Below are 24,825 nucleotides of genomic sequence, written 5' to 3' on the forward strand. Positions count from 1 at the left end.
TCAATACACCTCGCCGCCGCGAATCTGTAGTTCTTCACCACGAATAGCGGCCAGTTGTTCTTTGGCCCGCGCCAACATAAAACTCATGTCGGAGGCCAGAGCAACAAAGGTAAAGCCCATTTGCTGATATTTATTTACCAGTTCCGGATTACCGCCTACGATGCCGCAAGGGAAGCCAAGTCGCTGACAAGCTTCCAGCCCACGCTTGATCATCGCCTGAACCTCTGGGTGCGATGGATTTCCTGGATAACCCATCGCAGAGGACATGTCGCCGGGACCGATAAAGAAACCGGTAATGCCGTCTACTTTTGCGATTTCATCGATGTTGGCGATAGCTTCTGGCGTTTCGAGTTGAAGGATCAGGCACAGCTCATTTCGTGAATCCTCCACAAACTGTGCGTTACCACCCCAACCCGAGGCGCGATGCATTGCGGCAAAACCGCGTTTCCCATAGGGCGGATAATAAGCCGACTCTACTGCTCTACGCGCTTCTTGAGGAGTATTGATAAAGGGGATCATCAGCGACATGGCACCGCCATCAAGCGCGCGTTTAATTAATACAACATCGTTGCCCGCCAGGCGGTAGAGTGGTGTGGTATTGGCATTTACGCTGCGAATAGCGCGATCGATGCGGATAGCATCAAGCGTGTCGACCGCCACATGTTCCTGATCAAGAACCAGGAAATCAAAACCTACGGTAGCCATGGCTTCGGCAACAGTATCGCTGCCGGTCATCATCCAGGTGCCTAACTTACGCTGGCCGGAAAGAATAGCCTGTTTGAAATTGTTCATTGTTTTTCCTTAAAAAATAGGAGGTTCCGGGACATCACTGCCGCTTTGCAGGAAATCGAAATCACACCCTTCATCAGCCTGAGTGACGTGCTGCTGGTAAAGTGCGGACCAGGAACGGGAAAATGTTTGATGAGTGGGTTTTAACGCTGCGCGACGTTGCGCCAGTTCGGTATCGTCAACCAGCATGTTTAACGAGCCCGCTTCTATATTCAGTTCGATCAAATCACCGGTCTGAACTAGAGCCAATGGACCGCCGACAGCGGCTTCCGGAGCAACATGGAGAATGCAGGTGCCGTAATGTGTGCCGGACATGCGGGCATCGGAAATACGTACCATGTCGGTAACGCCCTGCTGCAATAGCTTTTTCGGAATCGGCAGATTTCCCCACTCTGGCATACCGGGTCCGCCGACAGGCCCGGCATTGCGCAGAATAATGACGGTATCTTTGGTGACGTTGAGTTCCGGGGAGTCAATCTGCTCCGAGAGTTGCTGGTGGGTATCGAAAACCAGAGCCGGGCCAACATGATGGCGCAGGTAGGAACTGGCAGCAGAGGATTTCATTACCGCTCCATTGGGGCATAGATTTCCATGCAACACCGTTAGAGCACAACCTTGTGAAAGAGGAATCACCGGATTGCTTAAATCGCGGATAGTGTCGTCATCGTAACAGTCGGCATTTTCGATCCAGGCGCTGACCTGCGTATTGGTTACACCTTTTGCATCCAAATGCAGGAATGGGCTGATTTTCTTCAACTGGGCCATCAAGCCGCCCGCGAAGAAGAAATCATCCATCAGCCCTTTGCCTGAAGGAAATAAGTTTGCCAGGACGGGGATTTTACGGGCGATCTCCTCCATGTCGGCAAGACTTAACGTAATCGATGCCCGGTTAGCCATTGCGATCAGGTGGATTGCGGCATTGGTGGAACCGCCCAACGCCATGTAAGCGGCAATACCATTAAGGAAATTCTTTTTCGTTAGCCAGCGGGAAGGTTTGTGGTCATACCAGACCATATCCACAATGGTTTTTCCGCACTGGGCGGCCATCTGTGGATGGCGACAATCCGCGGCCGGGATAGAGCTTGCGCCGGGAAGGGTAAAGCCCATGGCATCGGCAATTGAGGTCATGGTAGAGGCCGTGCCCATCGTGTTACAGGTACCGATGGACCGCGTCATCGCCCCTTCCAGCTCAATCCAGTCATGCTGGGTGATCGCGCCAAGACGAAGCTGATCCCAAAACTTTTTCGTGTGCGTACCCGCTCCGGTAACCTGACCGTGCCATTTGCCCGTGGTCATTGGGCCTGCCGGGCAAAAAATGGTTGGGATATCCATAGATAACGCACCCATTAGCAGAGCCGGTGTGGATTTATCACATCCACCCAGTAGCACCACGCCGTCAATCGGGTGCTGACGTAACAACTCTTCTGCTTCCATGGCCAGAAAGTTGCGATACAACATGGTGGTGGGTTTCACCATCACTTCGCCCATTGAAAGTGCCGGGAGTTCTACTGGAAAGCCGCCCGCCGCCCAGACGCCACGTTTTACCGCCTCCGCGCGTTCACGCAGATGGGAGTGACAGGCGCTCATATCACTCCAGGTGTTAATGATGCCGATAACCGGCTTACCCAAAAACTCTTCCCGGGCAAAGCCCATTTGCTGGGTACGTTGTCGGTGCGCGAAAGCTCTAATTGTCTTTGGGGCATACCATCTCTGGCTACGCAACTCAGAAACATCCCGTCGTACTAAACAATCCTGGTTGAACATCGTCATACTGTCCTGTGTGTGGTTTCTTTCTACGGTAGTATCGCAGCGCTACGATAATCAAGATGCATTTTGCATAAAATGTGATCTTCAGCCCATTTCATCCGCGCGTAAGCTTTTTTTTGTTTTGTGGCTTCCAGTTTCGCTGTAAAGACGTTTTATCTGCATGTGGCGCCGTGTGATAGTAGTGTTAATCACTTCGTCGACGAGGTTATGCTATGGAAATGCTATTTTCTGTCGCGACTTTTTTTCTCTTTTTAATTTTCGTAGCGCTATATTCATATCGAAAAACAAAAGGGGTTTCAGAGTCAGGCGTGGAAGGATTCTTTCTTGCGGGAAGAGGGCTAAGCGGTTATTTCATCGCTGGCTCACTGCTATTGTCTAATCTCTCAGCTGAACAATTAGTCGGCTTAAATGGCAACGCATATCGTTTTGATATCAGTGGTATGGCCTGGGAAAGCACCGCCGCAGTTGCCACTATCATGATGGCTGTTTTTTTCTTGCCGCGTTTTTTACGCCGCGGCATTACCACAATGCCGCAGTTTCTGGAGGAGCGTTTCGATAGCGCCACACGGCGAACGGTCAGCGTGATGTTACTCGTGGGATATGCGGTGATGGCCAATCCGTGCAGTCTTTACCTTGGCGCGATCACGATGAACGAGATGTTTGATGTACAAAAAATTTTCCACTTGCCTGACTGGAGCGCTATCGGATTACTGGCCCTTGTGATGGGCGCCGTTGGTGGACTCTATGCGACGTTGGGAGGCCTGAAAGCTGTCGCCATTTCAGACACTATCAGCGGTCTGATTTTACTCGTCGCGGCAATGCTCATTCCCGTTCTAGGACTCATTGCCCTTGGCGAAGGCTCTTTTCTTGCGGGTGGGAAAGCGTTGTTAAGCCATCCGGAACAGCTCAATGCTATCGGCAGCGCCAGTTCATCAGTGCCTTTTAGCACCGTTTTCACCGGTATGCTGTGTGCCAATATGTTTTACTGGTGTACTAACCAGATGATCATTCAGCGGGCGTTAGGGGCGAAGTCGCTTGCTGAAAGCCAAAAAGGCGTGCTGCTTGCAGGTAGCATCAAGCTACTGGTGCCACTGGCGATGGTGTTGCCAGGGCTGATTGCTTTTAATCTTTTTGGCCCTGTATTTACCCATGTTGATTATGCTTATCCAGCACTGGTTAAAGCGGTCATACCCTGGTGGTTGATTGGTATGTTCGCCGCAGCGATTTTTGGGACGGTGATTAGCCATTTCAACTCGGTGGTGAATTCAAGCGCCACGCTATTTGTGATCGATCTTTATGCTCCGCTGACTGGATGTCAGGATGAGAAAAAACTGGTATATGTCGGCAAGATTACCTCTGTTGTTGTCTCGCTTATTTCGATAGTGATAGCTCCTCTGCTGCTGTGGAGCCCTAACGGTATTTTTGATCTGATGCGCCGCTTTACCGGGTTCTATAGCATTCCTATTATCACGATTGTACTGGTCGGTTTTTTAACCCGAAGAGTGCCAGCACTGGCAGCAAAATGGGTACTTGGTTTTCATGTCATCGCTTACGGGTTATACACGTTTGCCGGTGGGGAAAAATGGATTTCACTACATTTTATTCACGTTATGGGCATATTGTTTCTGATTGAAACAGCAATGATGTTATCTATTGGGAAAATGGCCCCCGGAAAGCGTTATGTACCGGACGCACAACCTGCAAGTATCCCTATGGAAAAATGGCGATATGCTCATTGTGTAAGTGTTATTATGATGGCGGCTTTAATCAGTATTTTCATCGCATTGTCGCCGCTTGGTCTGGCAAACACTGAGGGGCTCCCTGCTTCATTTTACCCTCTGCTGGGATTGGTTTGGGCGGTCGCGCTGATACTGATTGTGGGATTGGCTCGTCATCGTCGTCGTCAAGAGAGGGTGTTGCTTAATGAGAATTCGGGAGAGGAATGCGTCAGAGATCGCGTCAAATCGTAAAACTTGATGATGTTGCGCACCAGGCCGGCGTGTCGCCGTCAACGGTTTCCCTGTATATTCGCCAGCCCGACCGTGTCTCGGAGAAGACCGGGAAAAAAATCCAGGCGGCTATCGATAATCTTGGCTATGTGCACAACAAGATCGCCAGCCAGTTTACCGGGGGGCGTAGTTGCAATATGGCGGTTGTGTTGCCCTCTCTGGCGAACGTGACGTTTAGTTATGTTATCCAGAAGATAGAGTCGACGGTTAGCGAACAGGGATTTCAGTTATCTATTGCTTCTCACGACCACAGTCTGGATAAGGAAGAAGAGCAGATCCGGGCAATCTTGCAATGGTCGCCAGCGGTCATTGCTATTGCAGGTGCCGACCACAAAGCTTCAACTCTTAAAATGTTGAAAAACAGCGGTGTACCTGTGGTGCAAATGTGGCAGGTTGATGGCAGCGCATTTTCCGCTCAGGTTGGTAATAACCAGGAGCAGATAGGTTATTCTGCTGCACGCTATTTGCTCGATACCGGCTGTTCCCTACTGGCCTATTTCACGACGCGTTTTGATGACGACATTCGTGCGCGTACACGTTACAACGGATTTTGTCGTGCGCTTGAGGAAAAGGGCGAGAAGCCCCTGCTGGTTGATATCCCGCAAACCCCGAATATCTGGCAGGCCAGCCGTGAAATTCTGATGCAAACGTTAGTCAAGGAGCGGGGAGTTGATGGAATTTTTTGTACCAGCGATGCAATAGCAACGGCTCTTCTGATGGAGACTCAAGCCCGGGGTATCAAGGTGCCTGAACAGTTGAGCATTCTTGGGTTCGGTGATTTTCCCTCCAGCGCCTGGCTTGCTCCTGTAACGTTATCCAGCATTAAGTGGAATGCTGATGAGATAGCGGACAGGACGGCAGAGATGATGCTAAGAATGGCGCAGGATAAAACCTGGCAGGGCGAAATTGTTGATGTCGGCTTTGAAATCATGCCGCGTGGAAGTACACGCTTACCGTTTTAGTTAACACACCTGGTCAGTGCGTGCGGATGTTAAGCAGATAAAAGTTTCTGAGAACAATATTAGGGTTTCCGCGGTGTTTACTGAAGCTCGCCGTCAGAGTATCGCTGGCCTGGCGGGTAGTGTTGCCTGCGTTTCTCATTGTCCTGGCTCGTTCATTTTGCTTGCCTTTGTTAAGTATCTTTAAACGGATACACATCGCCGATCCCGGTAGTCAAACTTCTCCTTTCCCGCTACAGTTATTCATCCACGGCGATTAAGGAGAAGATCATGCTCTATATCTTTGATTTAGGTAATGTGATTGTCGATATCGACTTCAACCGCGTGTTGGGCACATGGAGCGATCTGAGCCGTGTACCGCTGGCCTCGCTGAAGCAAAGTTTCACCATGGGGGAGGCTTTTCACCAGCACGAGCGAGGTGAAATAACGGATGAAGCCTTTGCCGAGGCGCTATGTCATGACATGGCGCTGCCGCTAAGTTACGAGCAGTTCTCTCACGGCTGGCAGGCCGTTTTTGTGGCATTGCGCCCTGAAGTCATCGACATCATGCATAAGCTGCGTGAGCAGGGGCATCGGGTGGTCGTCTTGTCGAATACTAACCGTCTGCACACAACATTTTGGCCGGATGAATATCCTGAAATTCGTCAGGCTGCTGACCATATTTATCTTTCCCAGGATCTGGGCATGCGAAAACCGGAAGCGCGGATTTACCAGCATGTCCTGCAGTCTGAAGGTTTTTCTGCGGAAGATGCGGTCTTTTTTGACGACAACGCCGATAATATTGAAGGAGCTAACCGGTTAGGGATTACCAGTATCCAGGTCGTCGATAAAACGACCATTCCTGACTATTTCGCGAAGTTGTTATGCTAAAAAATGTTCAGCAACAAGCCAGGCACCATACGCGTCCTGTACGGGCCTGGCTGAAGCTACTATGGCAGCGGATTGATGAGGACAACATGACGACGCTGGCAGGGAATCTTGCCTACGTTTCACTGCTCTCATTAGTGCCGCTTATCGCCGTTGTGTTTGCTCTTTTCGCCGCATTTCCGATGTTTTCCGACGTCAGTGCCCAGCTACGTCATTTTATTTTCGCAAATTTTATCCCGGCGACGGGAGACGTCATCCAGCGTTATATCGAACAGTTTGTCGCCAACTCGAACAAAATGACGGCCGTTGGGGCATGTGGGCTGATTGTCACGGCGTTATTGCTGATGTATGCCATTGATAATGCTCTGAATACTATCTGGCGCAGTAAGCGCACTCGTCCCAAAGTTTACTCTTTCGCCGTTTACTGGATGATTTTAACGCTGGGGCCGCTGCTGGCGGGGGCCAGTCTGGCGATCAGCTCTTATTTGTTGTCATTGCGCTGGGCCAGCGATCTCAACTCGGTGATTGATGACGTCTTGCGTATTTTCCCTCTGGTGCTTTCCTGGCTCTCGTTCTGGCTGCTTTACAGCATTGTACCGACTACGCGTGTACCCAATCGTGATGCGGTTATTGGCGCCTTTGTGGCCGCCGTGTTGTTCGAGGCCGGAAAGAAAGGATTTGCGCTCTACATCACGATGTTCCCGTCGTATCAGCTCATTTACGGTGTCCTGGCGGTGATCCCCATTTTATTTGTCTGGGTATACTGGACGTGGTGTATCGTCTTGCTAGGCGCGGAAATAACTGTCACTCTCGGGGAATACCGCAAACTTAAACAAGCCGCAGAACAAGAAGAAGCAGATCAACCATGATTGCATTAATTCAGCGCGTAACCCGTGCCAGCGTCACCGTGGAGGGCGAGGTGACGGGTGAAATTGGCCCAGGACTTTTGGTCCTGTTAGGTGTCGAAAGGGATGATGACGAACAGAAAGCGAACCGTCTGTGCGAGCGCGTACTCGGCTATCGAATCTTTAGCGATGCCGAAGGAAAAATGAACCTCAACGTGCAGCAATCAGGTGGCAGTGTGCTGGTGGTTTCACAGTTCACGCTGGCGGCAGATACCGAACGCGGCATGCGCCCGGGGTTTTCGAAAGGCGCTGCGCCCGAGCGGGCAGAAGCGCTGTATGAATACTTTGTTGAGCGTTGCCGCCAACAGGAAATGAATACGCAAACCGGTCGATTCGCTGCGGATATGCAGGTTTCACTGGTTAATGATGGCCCCGTGACGTTCTGGTTACAAGTATGAACCAGCTACCGGTGTGGCCGCGGGCAACAAGAGAGAATACGACTATGTATCACCTTCGAGTACCGCAAACAGAAGAAGAGTTGGAGCGTTACTACCAGTTTCGCTGGGAGATGTTGCGTAAACCGTTGCACCAGCCAAAAGGCTCCGAACGGGATGCCTGGGACGCGATGGCGCATCACCAGATGGTGGTGGACGAAGAGGGAAATCTGGTCGCGGTTGGGCGTCTGTATATCAATGCGGATAACGAAGCCTCCATACGCTTTATGGCCGTTGACCCCTCTGTGCAGGAGAAAGGGTTGGGCACGCTGATGGCGATGACCCTGGAGTCTGTGGCGCGTCAGGAAGGGGTAAAGCGCGTAACCTGTAGCGCCCGTGAAGATGCGGTCGAATTTTTCGCCAAACTGGGGTTTGTGAGTCAGGGCGAAATTACCACGCCGCAAACCACGCCGGTGCGCCATTTTTTGATGATTAAGCCCATCGCAACGCTGGACGACATTCTCCATCGCGGGGACTGGTGCGGACAGCTACAGCAAGCCTGGTACGAACATATTCCATTGAGTGAGAAAATGGGCGTGCGCATTCAGCAGTACACCGGGCAGAAATTTATTACTACGATGCCAGAGACTGGCAATCAGAACCCGCACCATACGCTGTTTGCCGGAAGCCTGTTTTCACTGGCGACGTTAACGGGCTGGGGGCTTATCTGGCTGATGCTGCGCGAGCGTCATCTGGGGGGGACGATAATCCTCGCCGACGCGCATATCCGATACAGCAGGCCAATTACCGGGAAACCTACCGCTATTGCCGATCTGGGCTCGCTGAGCGGTGACCTGGACCGTCTGGCAAGAGGCCGCAAGGCGCGCGTTCAGATGCAGGTCGGGGTGTTTGGCGATGACACGCCGGGCGTCGTGTTTGAAGGTACCTACATTGTGCTACCCGCGAAACCGTTTGGCGCATATGAAGAGGGCGGGAATGAGGAAGAGTAGGTCAGAGGGGATCCTCTTTACTCGATGAATGCGTCTGCCGGAAGGTTAAAGCGTTCTGCGAGCATTTTAATATGACTTACAGTCAGTGCTCTGCGACCATTCAAGATGTTGCTGACATTGGATTTTGAACCAAGTTCGTTGGCAAGATCTGCTGCTTTGAGACCATATTGATCCATGAGCGTACGCAGTAACGCAACGCCATGAGGAGTATGTTCCAGTTGTTGGTTGAGGGCACTGAACTCAGGCGCATGTTTTTCGTAGTCGCGGATCCGAGCTGAAAGCAGCTCAAACAACGGGTTTTCCAGGTCGTTACGATCAACCAGAAACTCCACCAAAGCGAGTGCTTTTCGGTACTCTGCCTCATTTTGTTCTTTGCCTAACAGGGGGATTTTTTTCACTGCATCGGTAAAGGTATCAATCATCAATTTTACACTGGCTGTGTCTATCTGATGGCTTTCATGCGTTCTCATTCTTTGTGACCCCGATAGTATGTGGTTAGTCTGTCATACTCGGCATGGTGAACGATATGCTTCACAAATACCTTTTGCAGTTTGAAATCAATATAGGCAATAAGTCTCAAGCAGTTACCTGAAACATTAATCACCCACCATTTATTTCTGTATTTAAAATTATCCAGTGAAGGTATGCACTGCTTCATCTCTTCAGGAGTGTGGAACATTTTTTTCTCTAAAATATTCAGCAAATCAACGAGTGCTGCCATGTGGTTTGGAAAACGGAGTATTGCCTCGTTGAAAGGTTTTCGGCTGATAACATGCATGGTGTAGTTCCATTACAAGGTTTTCAACCTGAAAACAAAATAACGCAAGGCAATTAAGTTTTCAAGATGAAAACAAAAGATTAATCAAGCATGTCTTCCTGCTATAGGATTAACGACGCGCCAGGCCACATCTCGCATAACATTTCGTGCCGCCTGGCTCACTCCTGCCAGCTGGAAAAATCCGTGGATAACGCCAAGATAGCGTTGGCAGGTGCACTCCACGCCCTGCTCCAGGAACCGTTGATACAGGGCCTCACCCTCATCGCGTAGTGGGTCGAATTCGGCTGTAATGATGTGCGTGGGCGGCAGACCGTTGAAGTCTTCACGCCAGACAGGGCTGGCTTCGGGATGCCGCAGGTCGGTTTGCGGCAAATACATCTCGTAGCCCGAAAGCAACGTGTCACGTGTGATAATGTAATCCTGCCCATTTCGGTCGTAGCTCTCAAACCTGGCGGTTGCGTCCAGCATCGGGTAAATCAGCATTAGCTGCGCAGGTTGCCATTGATTGGCAGCTTTCAGGCGCAGTGCGGTGACCAGCGCCAGATGCCCGCCTGCACTGTCGCCAGCAAGCGTAATTCTGCCGCGATCGACACCCAGTTTCTGGGCATACTTCCAGATAATATTGGCTCCCGTTTCAGCGTCGTTATGTGCAGCCGGGAAAGTATGCTCTGGTGCAAGGCGATACTGCACCGCAATGACTCGACAGCCGCTGTACCAGGCGAGCTGCCTTAGCTGGTTATCATGCGTCGCGAATCCGCCACTAACAAAGCAGCCACCGTGATAATAGATAACGCAGGGGAGATTTCCCGTGGCGTCCCGCGGCGAAACAACGCGAAATGTCATTGCATCGAGTTCAATATCTTCAACCTGTACGCGGGTTTCAGTTTCTCCTGCCAGTACCGTGCTGGCAATGTAGCCAGCTCTCCGGTCATCAATATTTTGCTCGCGCGAAGAAGGGCGTCCCGCCGCGATAAATGCCTCAACCAGCTGTGCAATCCCGCTTTCCAGTGCCATTTATTATTTTCCTTATCTGTATGGATATACAGTTTTATAACCTGGATAGCCACGAATGAGAATGGGAAAAGTGACGGGTGTACGATTCTGGAAAGCGGCTCGCAAAAGTAAAAATCGTTCGCGTGAAGGCTATTTTCTCGCTTTTCTCGGGTGTATGTTGTGTGGAAATTAATCGCCAATGATATACTGGAGGTATATGTGAGTATGATGACTGGGATGGATATGGGCAGAATTTTACTCGATTTATCAGACGAAGTGATCAAACGTCTTGATGATCTCAAGGTGCAGCGTAATCTGCCGCGGGCCGAGCTTTTGCGGGAGGCTGTTGAACAGTATCTTGAGAGGCAGGATCAAGCTGAAACGACAATTTCACGTGCTCTTGGGCTATGGCAAGGTTGTGAGGAAGATGGCGTTGATTATCAGCGTAAACTCCGTGAGGAATGGTAATGGTCACAGGATCTGCGCTTTTTGATACCAACATCCTCATCGACCTGTTTAGCGGGCGAAGTGAAGCAAAACTAGCGATAGAAACATGGCCGCCGCAGAACGCAATCAGCCTCATTACATGGATGGAGTTGATGGTGGGAGCAAAAAAATATCATCAGGAATCTCGCACACGCGTTGCGCTAGGCGCTTTTAATGTGATCGGTGTTTCACAGGATATTGCTGAACGAAGCGTGAGTATCAGGCAGGAATATGGGATGAAATTGCCGGATGCCATCATTTTGGCCACTGCGCAGATTCATCGTCTTACACTGGTTACGCGTAATACCAGGGATTTTGCAGGCATATCCGGCGTGGTCACACCGTATACGTTATAACCCGGGCGACCTGCGCCGCCCGGTAGTGCGAAGAACTTACTCCCCTTCACCCGGGAACAGGAACGGGTTGATGGAGCTGCGGGCAAAGCCCTCTTGCTCCATGTGTGCGTCCAGCATCAGTGAAGCGAGATCGTCGGCTACGGCCTCGACTTTTGGGTCTTTTTCCTGATAGAGAATCTTCAGGTAAGTCCCGCAATCGCCGCAGCTTTCAGCTTTAATGGCCGCCTGTTCGTTATCCAACGACCAGTAGTTCAAATCACGGCTCTGCTCGCAGTTGCTGCACTTCACGCGCACCACGTGCCACTCGGTTTCGCACAGGTTGCAGTGCAAATAGCGCAGCCCCTGAGTGGTACCGATTTGCACCATGCTGGAGACCGGCATTGAACCACACACCGGGCAGTACTGACGCTGTTCGCCGTATTCCGCACGGGCTTTGCCGGGGATCAGGCTCGCCATCTGCGCCCAGTAGAGCGACAGGGCAGCCCAAATGAACGGTGCTTTGTCGCTGCTGACGGAGGCGAAATCGGAGGCAAACAGCGCGCTGGCCATCAGTTCCAGCTCCTGCTCCGAGGCTTTTTCCAGATTCTCGATTACGGCCAACGCAGGGCCGCTCATTTCCGGCTTCAGCTCAGCAATTAGCGATTGCAGCAGTTTTTGCCAGTGCTTGTCGCGTGGCAGAACGTGGATATCCAGTGGCGGTTTGCCCTGATCGTTCGCTTCTTTGATGCGAGCGGTCAGATCCATCTGCAGCGGATGGTCGTACAACACCACTTCCTGCGCGTGAGCGATCAGCGCGGCAAAACGCAGGTAATCACCCAGCGGGTTGTTCTCGGCCAGCTCGCGCAGACGTTCAGCGCGGCGGTTATACAAATTTTTGAGTCTGGGGAATAATAACGGCGGAATCATATCCGCCGTGCGTTTCTCGCTCTTCTCCAGCTCATCTTGCGGGATTATGCGAATACTCATTCAGATGACTTTTCCTGTTTCTGGCGGACTTCACGGTACCAGCGCGGGTGATGTTTCTTCGCCCATGAACTGGTAACCCATCCTTCCACCATCGCGGTAATGGTGCCTTTCACCCAAAGGGCGGCGTAAATGTGCACCATGATAACCACAATTAACGCTACTGCGGCAAATGAATGCAGCATTAACGCGAATCGGATCACCGGGATTGAGAAAGCAGGCGCAAAATACGGACGCCAGATGACCACTCCGCTCACCAGCAACAGGACCAGGAAGATAATCGCCGCCCAGAATACGCATTTCTGGCCGAAGTTATAACGTCCCGTGTCACCTACTTCCTCGTTGACGACAATCTTACGAATATTCTTCGCCCAAAAGATATCATCCCGATTGATTAGATTGTGGTGCCAGTAACGGAAAAACATGATGATAAACGAGGCAAACATGATCACGCCGACAAACGGGTGCACAATTCGCGCCAGTTGCGGCGTGCCCATGATGTGCATCAGCCAGTTAAAAGACGGGAAGAGAAAACCCATCCCGCTCACTGCCGCCAGAATGAAGCAGAAGGCGGTGATCCAGTGGTTGATGCGTTCCGGCGCCGTGTAGCGCACGATGGTGTCACGTCGTTTCATTTGCGCACCTCGTCTTTTTCTTCATGCAGATTGTCTTCTTCCTCTTCCGCACGGTTCGGGCCTACGCCGACGTAGTGGAAGATACTGGCCGCAAATGTCGCTGCAAAGCCGACGGCTGCGAGAGGTTTCCAGATGCCTTTCCAGAACTTCACGGTGGCGCTGATTTCCGGGTTCTCCGGCAGGCCGTGGTACAGACTCGGCTTGTCCGCATGGTGCAATACGTACATCACGTGCGTACCGCCAACGCCTGCCGGATCGTACAGACCCGCGTTTTCGTAACCACGCGTTTTCAGCTCCGCCACGCGCTCACCGGCCAGCGTTTTCATCGACTCTTTAGTGCCGAAATGAATAGCGCCGGTTGGACACGTTTTCACGCAGGCTGGTTCTTGTCCGACCACTACACGGTCAACGCACAGCGTACATTTGTAAACGCGGTTGTCTTCCGGGTTGAGGCGCGGCACGTCGAACGGGCAGCCCGCGATACAGTAGCCACAGCCGATGCACTGCTCGGACTGGAAGTCGACGATACCGTTGGCATACTGAATGATTGCTCCTTCGGCCGGACACGCCTTCAGGCAGCCCGGATCGGCGCAGTGCATACAGCCATCCTTGCGGATTAGCCACTCCAGTTTGTCGTTTTGTTCCACTTCCGAGAAGCGCATTACCGTCCAGGATTTAGCGGTCAAATCAGCCGGGTTGTCGTACACCCCAACGTTGTTGCCCACTTCATCACGGATGTCGTTCCATTCTGAACACGCCACCTGACACGCTTTACAGCCGATACAGGTGGTGACGTCGATAAGCTTCGCCACCTCTTCCTGATGGTCCCGCGCCTGAGGCGCGGGGGTGAAACCGTTAGTGGCGGAACGACGAATGATGTCTTGCGATTGATAAGCCATAGGTCGTCTCCGTTACACCTTTTCCACGTTCACGAGGAAGGACTTAAATTCCGGCGTCTGCGTGTTCGCATCACCGACGAATGGCGTTAACGTGTTAGCGATAAAGCCTTTTTTCGCCACACCTTCGTAGCCCCAGTGAATCGGAATACCGATAGTGTCGATATCCTGACCGTTGGCCTTCAACGTGCGAATACGTTTGGTCACCACCGCTTTGGCTTTAATGTAGCCACGGTTAGAGGAGACTTTGACGGTATCGCCATGAGAGATACCGAGCTTATTCGCCAGCTTCTCGCCAATTTCCACAAACTGCTCCGGCTGGGCGATAGCGTTAAGCAGCGCATGCTTAGTCCAGTAGTGGAAGTGCTCGGTCAGACGGTAGGTCGTACCGACGTACGGGAACTTATCCGCTTTACCCAGTGCTTCCGCGTCACCTTTAAAGATACGTGCGGCAGGGTTAGAGATAACGTTCGGGTGCAGCGGGTTAGTCCCCAGCGGCGTTTCAAACGGCTCGTAGTGTTCCGGGAACGGACCTTCTGCCATCTTATCGATAGCAAACAGGCGTCCCATCCCTTCCGGCTGCATGATGAACGGCCCAACGTTGCTGCCCGGCGCGGCGGCACTGTAGTCTGGAATATCCATCCCGCTCCATTTCGCCCCGTCCCATTTCAGGATCTGACGTTTTGGATCCCACGGATTCCCCTGCGGGTCTGCGGAGGCGCGGTTATACAGAATGCGGCGGTTGAGCGGCCACGCCCATGCCCAGCCCAGCGTATTGCCAAGGCCTGACGGATCGGCGTTATCGCGACGTGCCATCTGGTTGCCTTCCGGCGTCCAGCTACCGGCAAAAATCCAGCAGCCGCTGGAGGTGGTACCGTCGTCACGTAGTTGGGCGAACGAGCTAAGTTGTTGGCCTTTCTTGACGATAACGGCACCGGTGGCCGGGTCGATAATGTCGGCCAGGGCTTTACCGTTGCTCTCCATCGCCACTTCTTCCGAAGCCGGTTCGTGTGGGGTGGAGTAGTTCCAGGTCATGCTCAGTACCTGTTCCGGGTTCGCGCCACCCTGTTCGGCATACATCTTGCGCAGACGCAGGAAGATACCGGCGAGGATTTCACCATCGGTAACGGCAATCCCCGGGGCATCCGCACCTTTCCAGTGCCACTGCAGCCAGCGACCGGAGTTGACGATAGAACCGTTCTCTTCGGCGAAGCAGGTGGACGGCAGACGGAAGACTTCGGTCTGGATTTTCGACGGGTCAACATCGTTCGACTCACCGTGGTTCTGCCAGAAGGTGGAGGTCTCTGTGTTGAGCGGGTCGATGGTAACCAGGAACTTCAGTTTGGACAGTGAAGCCACAACCTTGTTTTTATTCGGGAATGATGCGACCGGGTTAAAGCCCTGGCAGATATAGCCATTCACTTTGCCCTGGTTCATCATCTCGAAGTACTGCAGGACGTCGTACCCTTTATCCCACTTCGGCAGCCAGTCGAAGCCCCAGCTGTTTTCCGCTGTCGCTTTATCGCCAAAGAAGGCTTTCATCATCGAAACGAAGAATTTCGGGTAGTTGCCCCAGTAGTTCACCTGGCCTTCCAGCAACGGTTTTGGCGTGTTGGCGGCAAGGTAAGTTTGCAGGTCAGTTTGTTTCTCGCTTGGCAGCGTCATGTAGCCCGGCAGGCTTTGTGACAGCAGACCTAAGTCGGTCAGACCCTGAATGTTAGAGTGTCCGCGCAGGGCGTTAACGCCGCCGCCTGCCATCCCCATATTGCCAAGCAGCAACTGGATCATCGCCATGGTACGGATGTTCTGCGCACCAACGGAGTGTTGCGTCCAGCCCAGTGCGTACAGGAACGACGCGGTTTTATCTGGGCGGCTTGTTTCTGCGATGTACTCACAGACCTTCAGGAAGTCGGCCTTTGGCGTACCGCAGATATTTTCTACGACGTCCGGCGTGTAGCGGGAGACGTGCTGTTTCAGCAGGTTCCATACGCAGCGCGGGTGTTGCAGGGTGACATCGCGTTTGGCGAAGCCTTTTTCATCCAGTTCGTAGTTCCAACTGGTTTTGTCATACTTGCGTTTGTCCGCGTCGTAGCCGGTAAACAGGCCATCTTCGAAACCGTAATCCTCACGCACGATCAGGCTTGCGTTGGTATAGGCTTCAGTGTATTCGCGGTTGAATTTTTCGTTGTTCAGCAGGTACAGCAAAACGCCTGACAGGAAAGCAATGTCAGTACCGGAACGAATCGGAGCATAGAAATCAGCCACCGCCGCGGTTCGCGTAAAGCGCGGATCGATAACAATCAGCTTCGCGCCGTTGTGAATTTTGGCTTCCATCGCCCAGCGGAACCCGACCGGGTGAGCTTCAGCGGCGTTACCGCCCATTACCACAACGAGGTTGGCGTTTTTAATGTCGACCCAGTGGTTGGTCATCGCACCGCGACCAAATGTTGGAGCAAGACTTGCTACCGTTGGTCCGTGTCAGACGCGTGCCTGGTTGTCGACCGCAAGCATACCAAGCGCGCGGGAGAATTTTTGTGTTAAATAGCCGGTTTCGTTACTGGAAGCGGAAGCACACAGCATCCCGGTGGAAAGCCAGCGGTTAACGGTTACGCCTTCGGCGTTTTGTGCAACGTAGTTAGCGTCGCGATCTTCTTTCATCAGCTTAGCGATGCGGTCAAATGCCTCATCCCAGCTAATCTGTTGCCACTTATCAGAGCCAGGTGCGCGGTATTCCGGGAATTTCAGGCGGCTTTCAGAGTGGATGAAGTCCACAAGTCCTGCCCCTTTCGGGCACAGTGCGCCACGGTTCACCGGGTGATCCGGGTCCCCTTCGATATGGAAGATGGATGCTTTGGCGTTTTTTGCTCCGTCACCGAGACTGTACATTAACAGTCCACAGCCAACGGAACAGTAAGTGCAGGTGTTACGGGTTTCGCGGGTGCGCAGCAATTTATATTGCCGTGTTTCCGCTAGCGCTACGCCGGGTGCAAAGCCCAGTGCCGCTGCCGTGGTGCCTGCCATACCGCCAGCGCAGATCTTAAAGAACTGCCTTCTGCTGACCTGCATGGTTCGCTCCTTGTTTCGACATTGTCACGTTCCCTTCGTTTTCCTATAACGCGAACGCGAGGGAAGTGGTTGTTATTTTTCTTTGCGGACGGGACCGCAAAGGTCCAGAATTGGGTGAATTTCCCTCCGTCCAGGAGGGATTTGTAAAGAATACCACAATGTTGGTATGCGTGTTCCAATACGGTTAAAAGAAAGTGAATAAGATTATTCAAGAAAACATCAAGAATGTGACATCTCCGACAGGATCTCGTCAGTTGACCCTCTGGAAGCGCGAGGACTTGCAACATCCTCAGCCAGATGAGGTAGCTGAAGAAGTGCCTGTGGCACTGGTATACAACGGGATTTCACACGTGGTGATGATGGCATCACCGAAAGATCTTGAGCACTTCGCGATGGGTTTTTCACTTTCTGAAGGCATTATTGAGTCCTCGCAAGATATTTACGGGATGGACGTGGTGCCTTCCTGCAACGGATTAGAAGTGCAGGTTGAGCTGTCCAGTCGGCGCTTTATGGGGCTGAAAGAGCGTCGTCGCGCACTGGCCGGTCGGACTGGCTGCGGTGTTTGTGGCGTGGAACAACTTAATGATATTGGCAAACCGGTCCAGCCGCTGCCGTTTACCCAGACATTCAATCTGGCGCATCTCGATAACGCCTTAAGGCATCTCCCTGATTTCCAGCCTGTTGGGCAACTGACAGGCTGCACGCACGCGGCTGCCTGGGTACAGCCGTCAGGTCATCTGGCGGGCGGGCATGAAGATGTTGGACGTCATGTTGCGCTGGATAAACTGCTGGGACGACGTGCGATCGAAGGGGAAACCTGGCAGCAGGGCGCGGTATTAGTCTCCAGCCGCGCCAGCTACGAGATGGTGCAGAAGTCGGCAATGTGCGGCGTGGAAATCCTGTTTGCTGTTTCTGCGGCGACAACGCTCGCTGTGGAAGTTGCCGAACGCTGTAACCTGACGCTGGTGGGTTTTTGCAAACCGGGCCGGGCGACGATTTATACACATCCCGAGCGTCTGATAACTGAGTAACCAGTGTTCAATTAATTTGAATAAGACTGGCAAATCCTTCCGCTTTTAGTTGTGCGATGAGATGGCTATTATTTATCACATCAAGGCACGGTGCCTTAATCAAACAACTAAGTTAAAGGGTTTATATCATGAAAAGCATCAAAACTTTTGTCGCAGTTATCGCTCTGGCTACTTCTTTCGGTTCTTTCGCTGCTCAGACAGTTACCGCAACCGGTTCTACACTGGAAAGCGCTGAAGCAAAAATTGCCGCTCAGGCTGAACGTGCAGGTGCCAGCGATTATAAAATCACTCAGGCATACACCGGCAACCGCGTGCACATGACCGCTGAACTGCTGAAATAAGATACCTCAGTACTGTCGAAAGAGCGCCCTTGAGGCGCTTTTTTCATTTCCGGTATTCACTGCCTGAGCAATTCGATAAACGCGTTATAGTCTTTCAATCCCGCAATAGTTTCTGCCGGATGGCTGCTCAGCACGCTGGATAAATAACTGAAGATTTTTAGCTCATGCCGCGCCTCGGCGGCGGCACAGGCGATCAGGACATGGCTGACCGGTTCGTTATTCACCAGAATAGGGTGTGCGAGGGTAATAAAGAAACCACGAAAGCGGCGCTCCTGTTCGCTCCAGCAATGAGGAATCGCCAGGCGATTCACGATCAGGTTTTCACCTTCATGCTCCCGGGCGCAAATGCGCAGCGCTTCGTCCTCGGTGATATGGCTCTGTGCCACAAGCTGGCCGCAGATCCGGCCGATGATACTCTGCCAGCTTTCGGTCTTCATATTGGCGTAATGGAAGCTGCCCGGCTGTAAAAAGAAACGTTCGGGCTGCTGGCGGATAAAGGCCGTCGCGAGGAAGTGTTTAATCTGCTCGGTACCCGCAGCGGTGATGATGTTCTTGATGGTTAAGGTATTTTTTATATATTCATCAAGTAAATAGTGACTATTGTTGATGATTAACAGTGGGGTGATTTCTTCACTGATGGCGCTGACTTCACTCGTATTTCGCGCAATGATCACCCGACAATTCAGAACATCTCGCTCAATGGCCTGTTGGTTGATGGTGGCGATAGCATTCTGGTCGGATAACAAAATGACCGGCTGGCGCTCGTTTTGATGGCGCTCCAGGGCGCAGGCGAAGTAAAGCCCGATGAGGTCGCTATCGAACAGTGGGATATCCAGTTTTTCACGCAACAGGGCAATAAAACGCAGACTCAAATCGAAGGCGGCAGGCCAGGTCGACTTCAGGTTGTGCATACTGCTCTGGCGATGTTCTGGTACCCAAACTGGGGCAGAGACGCATCTCAGCAGGTGGCCGGTAATATTATCAACCAGTTGGGTATCGATAACGTTCAACGCAGCGATGCCGGGAACGCTTTTTAACAACAAGGTCACCGCATCGGCAGAAATTGTCATTGCCTGCCGTTGTCTGATTTCCAGAAGGCCGATCAGTGTTCTGAAGGCGTTCTCGCCCAGGTAGACTCCTCCTTGTTCCACCGCGTTTTTCAGTGATACATACCGACACTCCGGCCATGACCCGGAGAGCTGGTTACGCAGGGCATAGACGGCCAGCACCAGACTTGCCAGGTACTCTCCCGAGATGAGCGGGAATTCATTAAGTTTTTCACATGCTGCATTGAGCCTGTCGATGTTGTCTCGGGTAATACCCGGCAGTGGAATTAAGAGGGGATCTTTTTTAAGCAGATTCGCCAACAGGATAATGCGCTTTTCTTCTGGTTCATCAATGAAATGACCGACGCCTGGGCGGCTGGCAAGACAAAAGGCCCGCTCATAGCGCTGCTTCAACCGTGGGAGACGATCGGCCACCCAGGTTTCAGGTAAATTGAGCGCCGAAGCCAGCTGTACACGCGGTGTAAAGGTATTGAGCAGAAGAAAGGCCAGCAACCGGTCATCATTATCATGGCGTTGCAGAAGCTGAAAATAACCGCGTCTGTCGACAATTTCCAACTGATAGCCCGCACTGCCACCGGGCTGAATGCGGGCCTTACCGCTGAGGGTAAAATTGAGGTAGTCAATATCGCGCAGGATGGTTCTGCCTGAAACGCCAGTTTGCCGCGCCAGGTCGCCCAGCAAACACGGCTGCTGTTCAAGAAGATCCACCAATTTTAACTGGCGTTCCGAAAGCATTAACTCTCCCGGCGAAAGTCAGTAAACGCGCGGACCTTTTCGGTCGACAGCGAGGTGAGCAGCTCGTGCACCAGCGTAAACAGCGCGTCGTAATCCGATGCGGAAATCATGCCGCTGTTGGCGTGGAGATAGCGAGTCGGCAGGCATAGCGCCGCCACCGGACGACCGCCGCCCATAACGTTATAGCGTCCACCGTCCGTCGCCCCGGTTTTCATGGTGCAAAACTGCAATGACGCACCGCTGCTTTCTGCACACGCTTTTAATGTGGCAATCAACTGCTGATTAGGGAAATAGCGCTTATCGAACAGCATCAGCCCTGGGCCCTCGCCAAGCTTGAGTGGGTATTTAATGCTATCGATTCCGGGCACATCGCCCGCAACCGCAGTATCCAGCACGATAACCACATCGGGCTTGATATGCTCCGCTGAGGTTTGCGCCCCGCGTAGACCCACTTCTTCTTCCACGCTGCCCACGCCGTACAGGGTAATTTCAGGGTTATTCACGGTTTGTAAAAGCTCGGCCATCAGGGCGCAGCCGACGCGATTATCCAGCGCTTTGCCGACGATCTTATCATCGCCCCAGCGAGCGAAATTGGCTTCCGGGCTAACGAAGTCACCGATCGCAATTCCGCGGTTTTCTACTTCTTCGCGGCTGTTGGCACCAATATCGATGAACATTTCGTCAAATGTCAGAGGTTGCTGTTTCTGCTTTTCCGTTAAGGCGTGCGGTGCCACGGAGCCGATTATGCCAGGGATTTTGACGCCCTTGCGGGTGCGGATGGCGACCCGGTGGTTCAGCATCGACTGGCTCCACCAACCGCCAATGGTGGTGAAGCGCAAAAAGCCGCTTTCGTCGATATGCGTGACCATAAAGCCCACTTCATCCATGTGACCGACGATGGCAACCTTCGGCCCACGGTTGCCCTTGCGTGCGACAAAGCTGCCGAGGCCGTCAAAAGTGATTTCATCGACGCTGGAATCCAGCGCATTAATGAGAAGAGTGCGAACTTCCTGCTCATCACCGCTGACGGCGCTGGCTTCGCATAACTGCTGAAGTAACTCAATGTTCATGGGCAAGCTCCTGCTGCGCGGCTTTACGTTTCAGCCACAATCCTTTCAGGATGATAATTAACGAAATGTTCAGCGCCAGACCGATAGCCAGCACCAGGTAAAATGACCCCACCGGAGACATCAGGCCAATCAGCGGATCAAAGATACCTAAACCCGGCGCGAGACGTTTGATTCCAAAGGCGATGACCAGCATGCCGGTAATACCACCGGAGAGCGTATTGGCGGTAATCATCGGCAGCGGCGCGGCCAGCGCATAGGGGATTGCCGGTTCGGTGGCGACGGTGGCACCCACTACAATCGCACTGCTGGCGGCGGCCTTCTCCTGCTGGGTAAACAGTTTCGGCGCTAAATAGGTAGCGATACCTGCCGCGACGGGCGGCATCAGCGCCACCACGCCGACGATGGCGTACCAGTCATAGATATGTTTTTCCAGCAGTGAGAAGCAGAAGAACCAGGCCGTTTTATTGATTGGCCCGCCCATATCAAATGCCAGCATTGCGCCAACGAGGAAGGCTGCGCCCATTTTCATTGAAGGGGGAATGGTATTCAGGAAATGCAACAGGCCGCCCATAAGATCGGACATCACCGGGCCGATGACGTAATAAGTCAGGACGCCAAACACCAGCAAAGTGACAAACGGGATCAGCATGGAGCCGAGCAGCGGCTGCAACGCTTTGCCGAGTCGAACCTTGCGAAACCAAAGCACAAAGTAGCCAATTGCCAGCCCGAGTACGACCGCGCCGAGAAACCCCGCGCCGGACTGGGTGCCGAGTAGGCCTTTATCGTTCGCCAGGTAACACACCAGAAACGCCGGGGCAAAAGCGGGCTTATCGGCAATCGACCACGCGATGTATGCCCCCATAATGGGGATCATAAAGGTGAAGCCCAGATAGCCGATGGATTCAACAACCCAGGTGAACGACGGCGCACCTTTCGACATATCGGCATAGGGCAAACCGAACTGCACCAGCATATTAGCGATGGCAACCAGAATACCGCCGCCAATAACAAACGGCAGCGCGGCGGAAACGCCAGCCATCAGGTGGCTCATCACGCTACCGTGCTGGACCTCCTGTTTTCCCAGCTTCACGCTGCTATCAGTGGCAAAAAGTTGTGAATGAGTCGGTAACTGCGTAAAAATCAGGTCGATATTTTTCAGCGCCTGGGAAATGGCTATTTCATAGACTTTTTTCCCGGCGAAACGCGCCCGGTCTTCACCGCTCAGGCCGCGACCTGTAGCCAGAATAACGTAATCGGCAGCGGCAATTTCTTCACTGGTCAGTCGGTTTTCGACGCCGCTTGAGCCCTGGGTTTCGACTTTAATCGTATGGCCGAGCGAGCGCGCTTTTTGCTCCAGCGCTTCTGCCACCATATAAGTGTGGGCGATACCCGCCGGACAGTTGGTAATCGCCACTAAACGCAAGGATGACTCCATAGCCGCTTCCTTATGAGGTTAAGGTCTGATTGAGCAGGGCGAGCACCTGGTTGGTGTCGCCTTGCTTCAGTTGGTTGATGAAATCTTGATGGATAATTTTGCGGCACAGGGTGCCGATAATTTTGACCTGATCGTCGTCGCCCGTTTGTGGCACGCCGAGGCAGATCCAGCAGTTAACGTCCTCGCCGTCGCTGGCTTTCCAGTCCACTTTTTTTGATTTGCGCGCGAACAAGACGAAGGGGCGTGTGATACAGGCGCTTTTACCGTGTGGGACGGCAATGCCCGAACCAAAGCCGGTGGAATGCAGCTTTTCGCGTATCAGCAGCGTTTGCAGGAAGGCGCTGCGGTCAGAGACGTAGCCATTTTGAAGCGCCATATTCGCCAGTTGCTTGAGGATGGCATAAACGCTATTCCCCTGAATATTCAGGTCAATGCAGTTAGCTGTAAGGGCTGTCATGGTGGGACTCCGTTAAAAACTGTTTGATTTGATTTTAACGGTGAGATGGTGAAGAGATGAGCAGCAATATGTCAGCGGGAAGTGACAATTTGAGGCAGAGTTAGCGCCTGGTTTTGTGGGGTAAAACACATAACGCTACAGGTGATTACCCTGATGAATATTTCGCCAGGGTAATTATATTCTTAGTGTATGCCCACCATTCGTAACAGCGCGGTTACCACTGCGGCGGCAACGATCACCACGATCAGCGGCATCTTACGCCAGGCGAGAAATACCGCAAAAGCCACGCCGAGTACGCGCGCCATCCCGGCAAAGTGTTCGCCTTCGTAAAAGGTGGTCGCCAGCGCAACGGAGAACAGTAATACCGTTGCGGCGTCGGAAAGCAGCGCCTGCGAGCGTTCTGAGAACGCTAAACGGCTTCCAAGCTTAGCTCCCCCTAAACGCATTAAATACGTTCCCACAGATAACATGGCGATACCGACGATAAACAGCGTCATGTTGCCCATTATTTTTTCCTCGTCAGTAAGCCAAAGAGTGAGAGCAAAACCGGTAAACCGACCGGCGCAAAGGGAATGGCGGCAAGCGACAACGTGGCGCCGCTACAGGCACGAATCAGCGTAGTGCGGTTTTTGAATGCCGGGACGACCAGAGCCAGCAGAATGGCAGGGAAGACGGCATCCAGACCGATGGTTTCCGGGGCAGGGAGCAGTTTGCCGACGCCTGCGCCGATCAGGGTGCCAACAGGCCAGAAAATTGCGACGCCCAGACCGCACAGCCAGTAGGCGGCTTTACGTTGCTCAGGCGTTTTTGGCGACAGGCCAAAGACCACGCTTTCGTCGTTCATAATATGACAGCCGAGGAAACTGGCAGCCCGGGTGCCTACCAGATCGCGCACGGTGACGCCGAACGGCACGTGTCGGGCGTTAACCAGTAAACCGGCAGCCGCAGCCGCCAGTGGATTTCCACCGCTGGCGATAATGCCGATAAACATAAACTCGGACGCGCCCGCCAGCACAGTAATAGAGAGTACAAACGGTACCCACAGCGGGAAGCCGTAGGCCATCGCCAGCGAGCCGTATGACATGCCGACTACACCGACGGCCAGACAGACTAAAAATATTGCTTTTATCGTGTCGCCTTTGAGACTGGAAAAATAATGTTTCATACCGTTTTAGCCATATCGAACGAGTTTCCATTATAATGAACGTGACTAATTGGCTTTACAAGTCGAACAATTCGTTCGATATAAAAAACATGGAGTCGTGAATGACCCAGCCCATCAGTATGATCGCGAAAAGTCTGGTGCGTGAACGTCAGCGCACCGGTTTGTCGCTGGCGGAGATTGCCCGTCGCGCGGGGATTGCAAAATCGACACTCTCGCAATTGGAAGCGGGCAATGGAAATCCTAGCCTGGAAACGCTCTGGTCGCTGTGTGTGGCGTTAGATATTCCCTTTGCGCGCTTGCTGGAACCGCAGGAGCAAAAAACGCAGGTGATTCGCCGCGGCGAAGGGACAAAAGTCGTGGCTGAGCAGGCCCACTATCAGGCCATTTTACTGGCCGCCTGCCCACCGGGTGCGCGGCGGGATATCTATCTGCTGCTGACGCAGCCGGGCGCGGATCGTATTTCACAACCGCATCCACCGGGATCGGTTGAACATATTATCGTAACGCAGGGTAAGGCGATGGTGGGATTGACGGAAGCGCCGGAGGAGTTAGGTGAGGGCGATTATATTTGTTACCCCGCCGATCAAGCGCATATCTTTAAAGCACTGGAGCCTGACACTCAGGCGATTCTGGTTTCTGAGCAGAGTTAATTGAACGCTTATTAAATAAAG

At 52.7% G+C, this 24,825-nt stretch carries 26 protein-coding genes; 11 read left to right on the forward strand and 15 right to left on the reverse strand.

The annotated features are described in order from the left end of the window. Complete coding sequence (locus ABIE10_RS21320) at positions 1-792, reverse strand: HpcH/HpaI aldolase family protein (RefSeq protein WP_047357785.1); 792 nt, start codon at positions 790-792, stop codon at positions 1-3. Between the two features lie 9 nt (positions 793-801). Further along, entirely contained in the window at positions 802-2,559 is a 1,758-nt protein-coding gene (locus tag ABIE10_RS21325) for an IlvD/Edd family dehydratase (RefSeq protein WP_240489672.1), read from the reverse strand. 209 nt (positions 2,560-2,768) lie between these two features. Here ABIE10_RS21325 and ABIE10_RS21330 point away from each other — a divergent pair, with 209 nt between their 5' ends. The 6 genes from ABIE10_RS21330 (at position 2,769) to fabY (ending at position 8,680) form a co-directional block, all read left to right on the forward strand. Beyond that, on the forward strand, positions 2,769-4,526 hold the full coding sequence (locus ABIE10_RS21330; RefSeq protein ID WP_109017837.1) for a solute:sodium symporter family transporter: 1,758 nt from the start codon (positions 2,769-2,771) through the stop codon (positions 4,524-4,526). After that, positions 4,499-5,527 (forward strand): LacI family DNA-binding transcriptional regulator, encoded by a 1,029-nt coding sequence (locus ABIE10_RS21335; RefSeq protein ID WP_047357782.1) that lies wholly within the window; start codon positions 4,499-4,501, stop codon positions 5,525-5,527. The genes ABIE10_RS21330 and ABIE10_RS21335 overlap by 28 nt, the downstream gene beginning before the upstream one ends. A 267-nt stretch (positions 5,528-5,794) precedes the next feature. Continuing rightward, positions 5,795-6,394, forward strand: a complete 600-nt coding sequence (yihX, locus tag ABIE10_RS21340) for a glucose-1-phosphatase (RefSeq protein WP_016155174.1) — start codon at positions 5,795-5,797, stop codon at positions 6,392-6,394. Beyond that, the gene (locus tag ABIE10_RS21345; RefSeq protein WP_019077938.1) at positions 6,388-7,260 is read left to right on the forward strand and encodes a virulence factor BrkB family protein; all 873 of its coding nucleotides are present in this window, start codon (positions 6,388-6,390) and stop codon (positions 7,258-7,260) included. Before yihX ends, ABIE10_RS21345 begins: the two co-directional genes overlap by 7 nt. Then, complete coding sequence (gene dtd, locus ABIE10_RS21350; protein WP_003028671.1) at positions 7,257-7,694, forward strand: D-aminoacyl-tRNA deacylase; 438 nt, start codon at positions 7,257-7,259, stop codon at positions 7,692-7,694. The genes ABIE10_RS21345 and dtd overlap by 4 nt, the downstream gene beginning before the upstream one ends. A gap of 44 nt (positions 7,695-7,738) precedes the next feature. Next, positions 7,739-8,680 (forward strand): fatty acid biosynthesis protein FabY, encoded by a 942-nt coding sequence (gene fabY / locus ABIE10_RS21355; RefSeq protein WP_003825286.1) that lies wholly within the window; start codon positions 7,739-7,741, stop codon positions 8,678-8,680. 17 nt (positions 8,681-8,697) lie between these two features. Here the strand turns inward: fabY and ABIE10_RS21360 are convergent, their stop codons facing one another. From ABIE10_RS21360 to ABIE10_RS21370, 3 genes are all read right to left on the reverse strand, one after another. Continuing rightward, positions 8,698-9,150: a helix-turn-helix domain-containing protein gene (locus tag ABIE10_RS21360; RefSeq protein ID WP_080859878.1), complete on the reverse strand. Its 453-nt coding sequence runs from the start codon at positions 9,148-9,150 to the stop codon at positions 8,698-8,700. Next, on the reverse strand, positions 9,147-9,458 hold the full coding sequence (locus ABIE10_RS21365; protein WP_279263645.1) for a type II toxin-antitoxin system HigB family toxin: 312 nt from the start codon (positions 9,456-9,458) through the stop codon (positions 9,147-9,149). Before ABIE10_RS21365 ends, ABIE10_RS21360 begins: the two co-directional genes overlap by 4 nt. A gap of 84 nt (positions 9,459-9,542) precedes the next feature. Beyond that, positions 9,543-10,472, reverse strand: coding sequence for an alpha/beta hydrolase (locus tag ABIE10_RS21370; RefSeq protein ID WP_429156986.1), 930 nt, complete (start codon positions 10,470-10,472; stop codon positions 9,543-9,545). Between the two features lie 204 nt (positions 10,473-10,676). On the opposite strand from ABIE10_RS21370, the gene ABIE10_RS21375 reads away from it, so the two are divergent. Both ABIE10_RS21375 and ABIE10_RS21380 read left to right on the forward strand, forming a co-directional pair. Next, positions 10,677-10,919 (forward strand): CopG family transcriptional regulator, encoded by a 243-nt coding sequence (locus ABIE10_RS21375; RefSeq protein WP_323643605.1) that lies wholly within the window; start codon positions 10,677-10,679, stop codon positions 10,917-10,919. Then, positions 10,919-11,293 (forward strand): type II toxin-antitoxin system VapC family toxin, encoded by a 375-nt coding sequence (locus ABIE10_RS21380; protein ID WP_016155182.1) that lies wholly within the window; start codon positions 10,919-10,921, stop codon positions 11,291-11,293. Before ABIE10_RS21375 ends, ABIE10_RS21380 begins: the two co-directional genes overlap by 1 nt. Before the next feature lie 36 nt (positions 11,294-11,329). Here ABIE10_RS21380 and fdhE read toward each other — a convergent pair whose 3' ends face one another. Genes fdhE through fdnG form a run of 4 tightly spaced genes read right to left on the reverse strand, consistent with a single transcriptional unit; the run spans position 11,330 to position 16,853 of the window. Next, the gene (gene fdhE / locus ABIE10_RS21385; RefSeq protein ID WP_003028685.1) at positions 11,330-12,259 is read right to left on the reverse strand and encodes a formate dehydrogenase accessory protein FdhE; all 930 of its coding nucleotides are present in this window, start codon (positions 12,257-12,259) and stop codon (positions 11,330-11,332) included. Next, the gene (gene fdoI / locus ABIE10_RS21390) at positions 12,256-12,891 is read right to left on the reverse strand and encodes a formate dehydrogenase cytochrome b556 subunit (protein ID WP_003028686.1); all 636 of its coding nucleotides are present in this window, start codon (positions 12,889-12,891) and stop codon (positions 12,256-12,258) included. Before fdoI ends, fdhE begins: the two co-directional genes overlap by 4 nt. Further along, positions 12,888-13,790 (reverse strand): formate dehydrogenase O subunit beta, encoded by a 903-nt coding sequence (gene fdoH / locus ABIE10_RS21395; RefSeq protein WP_016155183.1) that lies wholly within the window; start codon positions 13,788-13,790, stop codon positions 12,888-12,890. The genes fdoI and fdoH overlap by 4 nt, the downstream gene beginning before the upstream one ends. A 12-nt stretch (positions 13,791-13,802) precedes the next feature. Then, positions 13,803-16,853: a formate dehydrogenase-N subunit alpha gene (gene fdnG / locus ABIE10_RS21400; protein WP_088583081.1), complete on the reverse strand. Its 3,051-nt coding sequence runs from the start codon at positions 16,851-16,853 to the stop codon at positions 13,803-13,805. A 194-nt stretch (positions 16,854-17,047) separates the two neighbouring features. On the opposite strand from fdnG, the gene fdhD reads away from it, so the two are divergent. Both fdhD and ABIE10_RS21410 read left to right on the forward strand, forming a co-directional pair. Further along, the gene (gene fdhD, locus ABIE10_RS21405; protein WP_049040549.1) at positions 17,048-17,884 is read left to right on the forward strand and encodes a formate dehydrogenase accessory sulfurtransferase FdhD; all 837 of its coding nucleotides are present in this window, start codon (positions 17,048-17,050) and stop codon (positions 17,882-17,884) included. A 128-nt stretch (positions 17,885-18,012) separates the two neighbouring features. Next, complete coding sequence (locus ABIE10_RS21410; protein WP_003825262.1) at positions 18,013-18,225, forward strand: DUF1471 domain-containing protein; 213 nt, start codon at positions 18,013-18,015, stop codon at positions 18,223-18,225. Positions 18,226-18,281: 56 nt separating this feature from the next. On the opposite strand, the gene ABIE10_RS21415 is transcribed toward ABIE10_RS21410, so the two are convergent. The 6 genes from ABIE10_RS21415 to ABIE10_RS21440 all read right to left on the reverse strand — a co-directional run bounded on the left by ABIE10_RS21415 (position 18,282) and on the right by ABIE10_RS21440 (position 24,154). Then, positions 18,282-20,027 carry a putative frv operon regulatory protein gene (locus ABIE10_RS21415; protein ID WP_410399990.1) on the reverse strand — a complete coding sequence of 582 codons (1,746 nt, stop codon included), beginning with the start codon at positions 20,025-20,027 and terminating at the stop codon, positions 18,282-18,284. Further along, positions 20,027-21,097: an aminopeptidase gene (locus ABIE10_RS21420; protein WP_429156992.1), complete on the reverse strand. Its 1,071-nt coding sequence runs from the start codon at positions 21,095-21,097 to the stop codon at positions 20,027-20,029. Before ABIE10_RS21420 ends, ABIE10_RS21415 begins: the two co-directional genes overlap by 1 nt. Continuing rightward, complete coding sequence (locus tag ABIE10_RS21425) at positions 21,087-22,532, reverse strand: PTS fructose-like transporter subunit IIBC (protein WP_235117425.1); 1,446 nt, start codon at positions 22,530-22,532, stop codon at positions 21,087-21,089. The genes ABIE10_RS21420 and ABIE10_RS21425 overlap by 11 nt, the downstream gene beginning before the upstream one ends. A 10-nt stretch (positions 22,533-22,542) precedes the next feature. Further along, the gene (locus tag ABIE10_RS21430; protein ID WP_429156995.1) at positions 22,543-22,989 is read right to left on the reverse strand and encodes a PTS fructose transporter subunit IIA; all 447 of its coding nucleotides are present in this window, start codon (positions 22,987-22,989) and stop codon (positions 22,543-22,545) included. Positions 22,990-23,171: 182 nt separating this feature from the next. Further along, positions 23,172-23,495: an AzlD domain-containing protein gene (locus tag ABIE10_RS21435; protein ID WP_016157884.1), complete on the reverse strand. Its 324-nt coding sequence runs from the start codon at positions 23,493-23,495 to the stop codon at positions 23,172-23,174. After that, the gene (locus ABIE10_RS21440; protein WP_429156999.1) at positions 23,495-24,154 is read right to left on the reverse strand and encodes an AzlC family ABC transporter permease; all 660 of its coding nucleotides are present in this window, start codon (positions 24,152-24,154) and stop codon (positions 23,495-23,497) included. The genes ABIE10_RS21435 and ABIE10_RS21440 overlap by 1 nt, the downstream gene beginning before the upstream one ends. A gap of 101 nt (positions 24,155-24,255) precedes the next feature. On the opposite strand from ABIE10_RS21440, the gene ABIE10_RS21445 reads away from it, so the two are divergent. Further along, on the forward strand, positions 24,256-24,804 hold the full coding sequence (locus ABIE10_RS21445; RefSeq protein WP_016155192.1) for a helix-turn-helix domain-containing protein: 549 nt from the start codon (positions 24,256-24,258) through the stop codon (positions 24,802-24,804). The last annotated feature ends 21 nt before the right edge of the window (positions 24,805-24,825 follow it).

This window comes from Citrobacter sp. 506, assembly GCF_050434985.1.
Lineage (GTDB): Bacteria > Pseudomonadota > Gammaproteobacteria > Enterobacterales > Enterobacteriaceae > Citrobacter > Citrobacter braakii.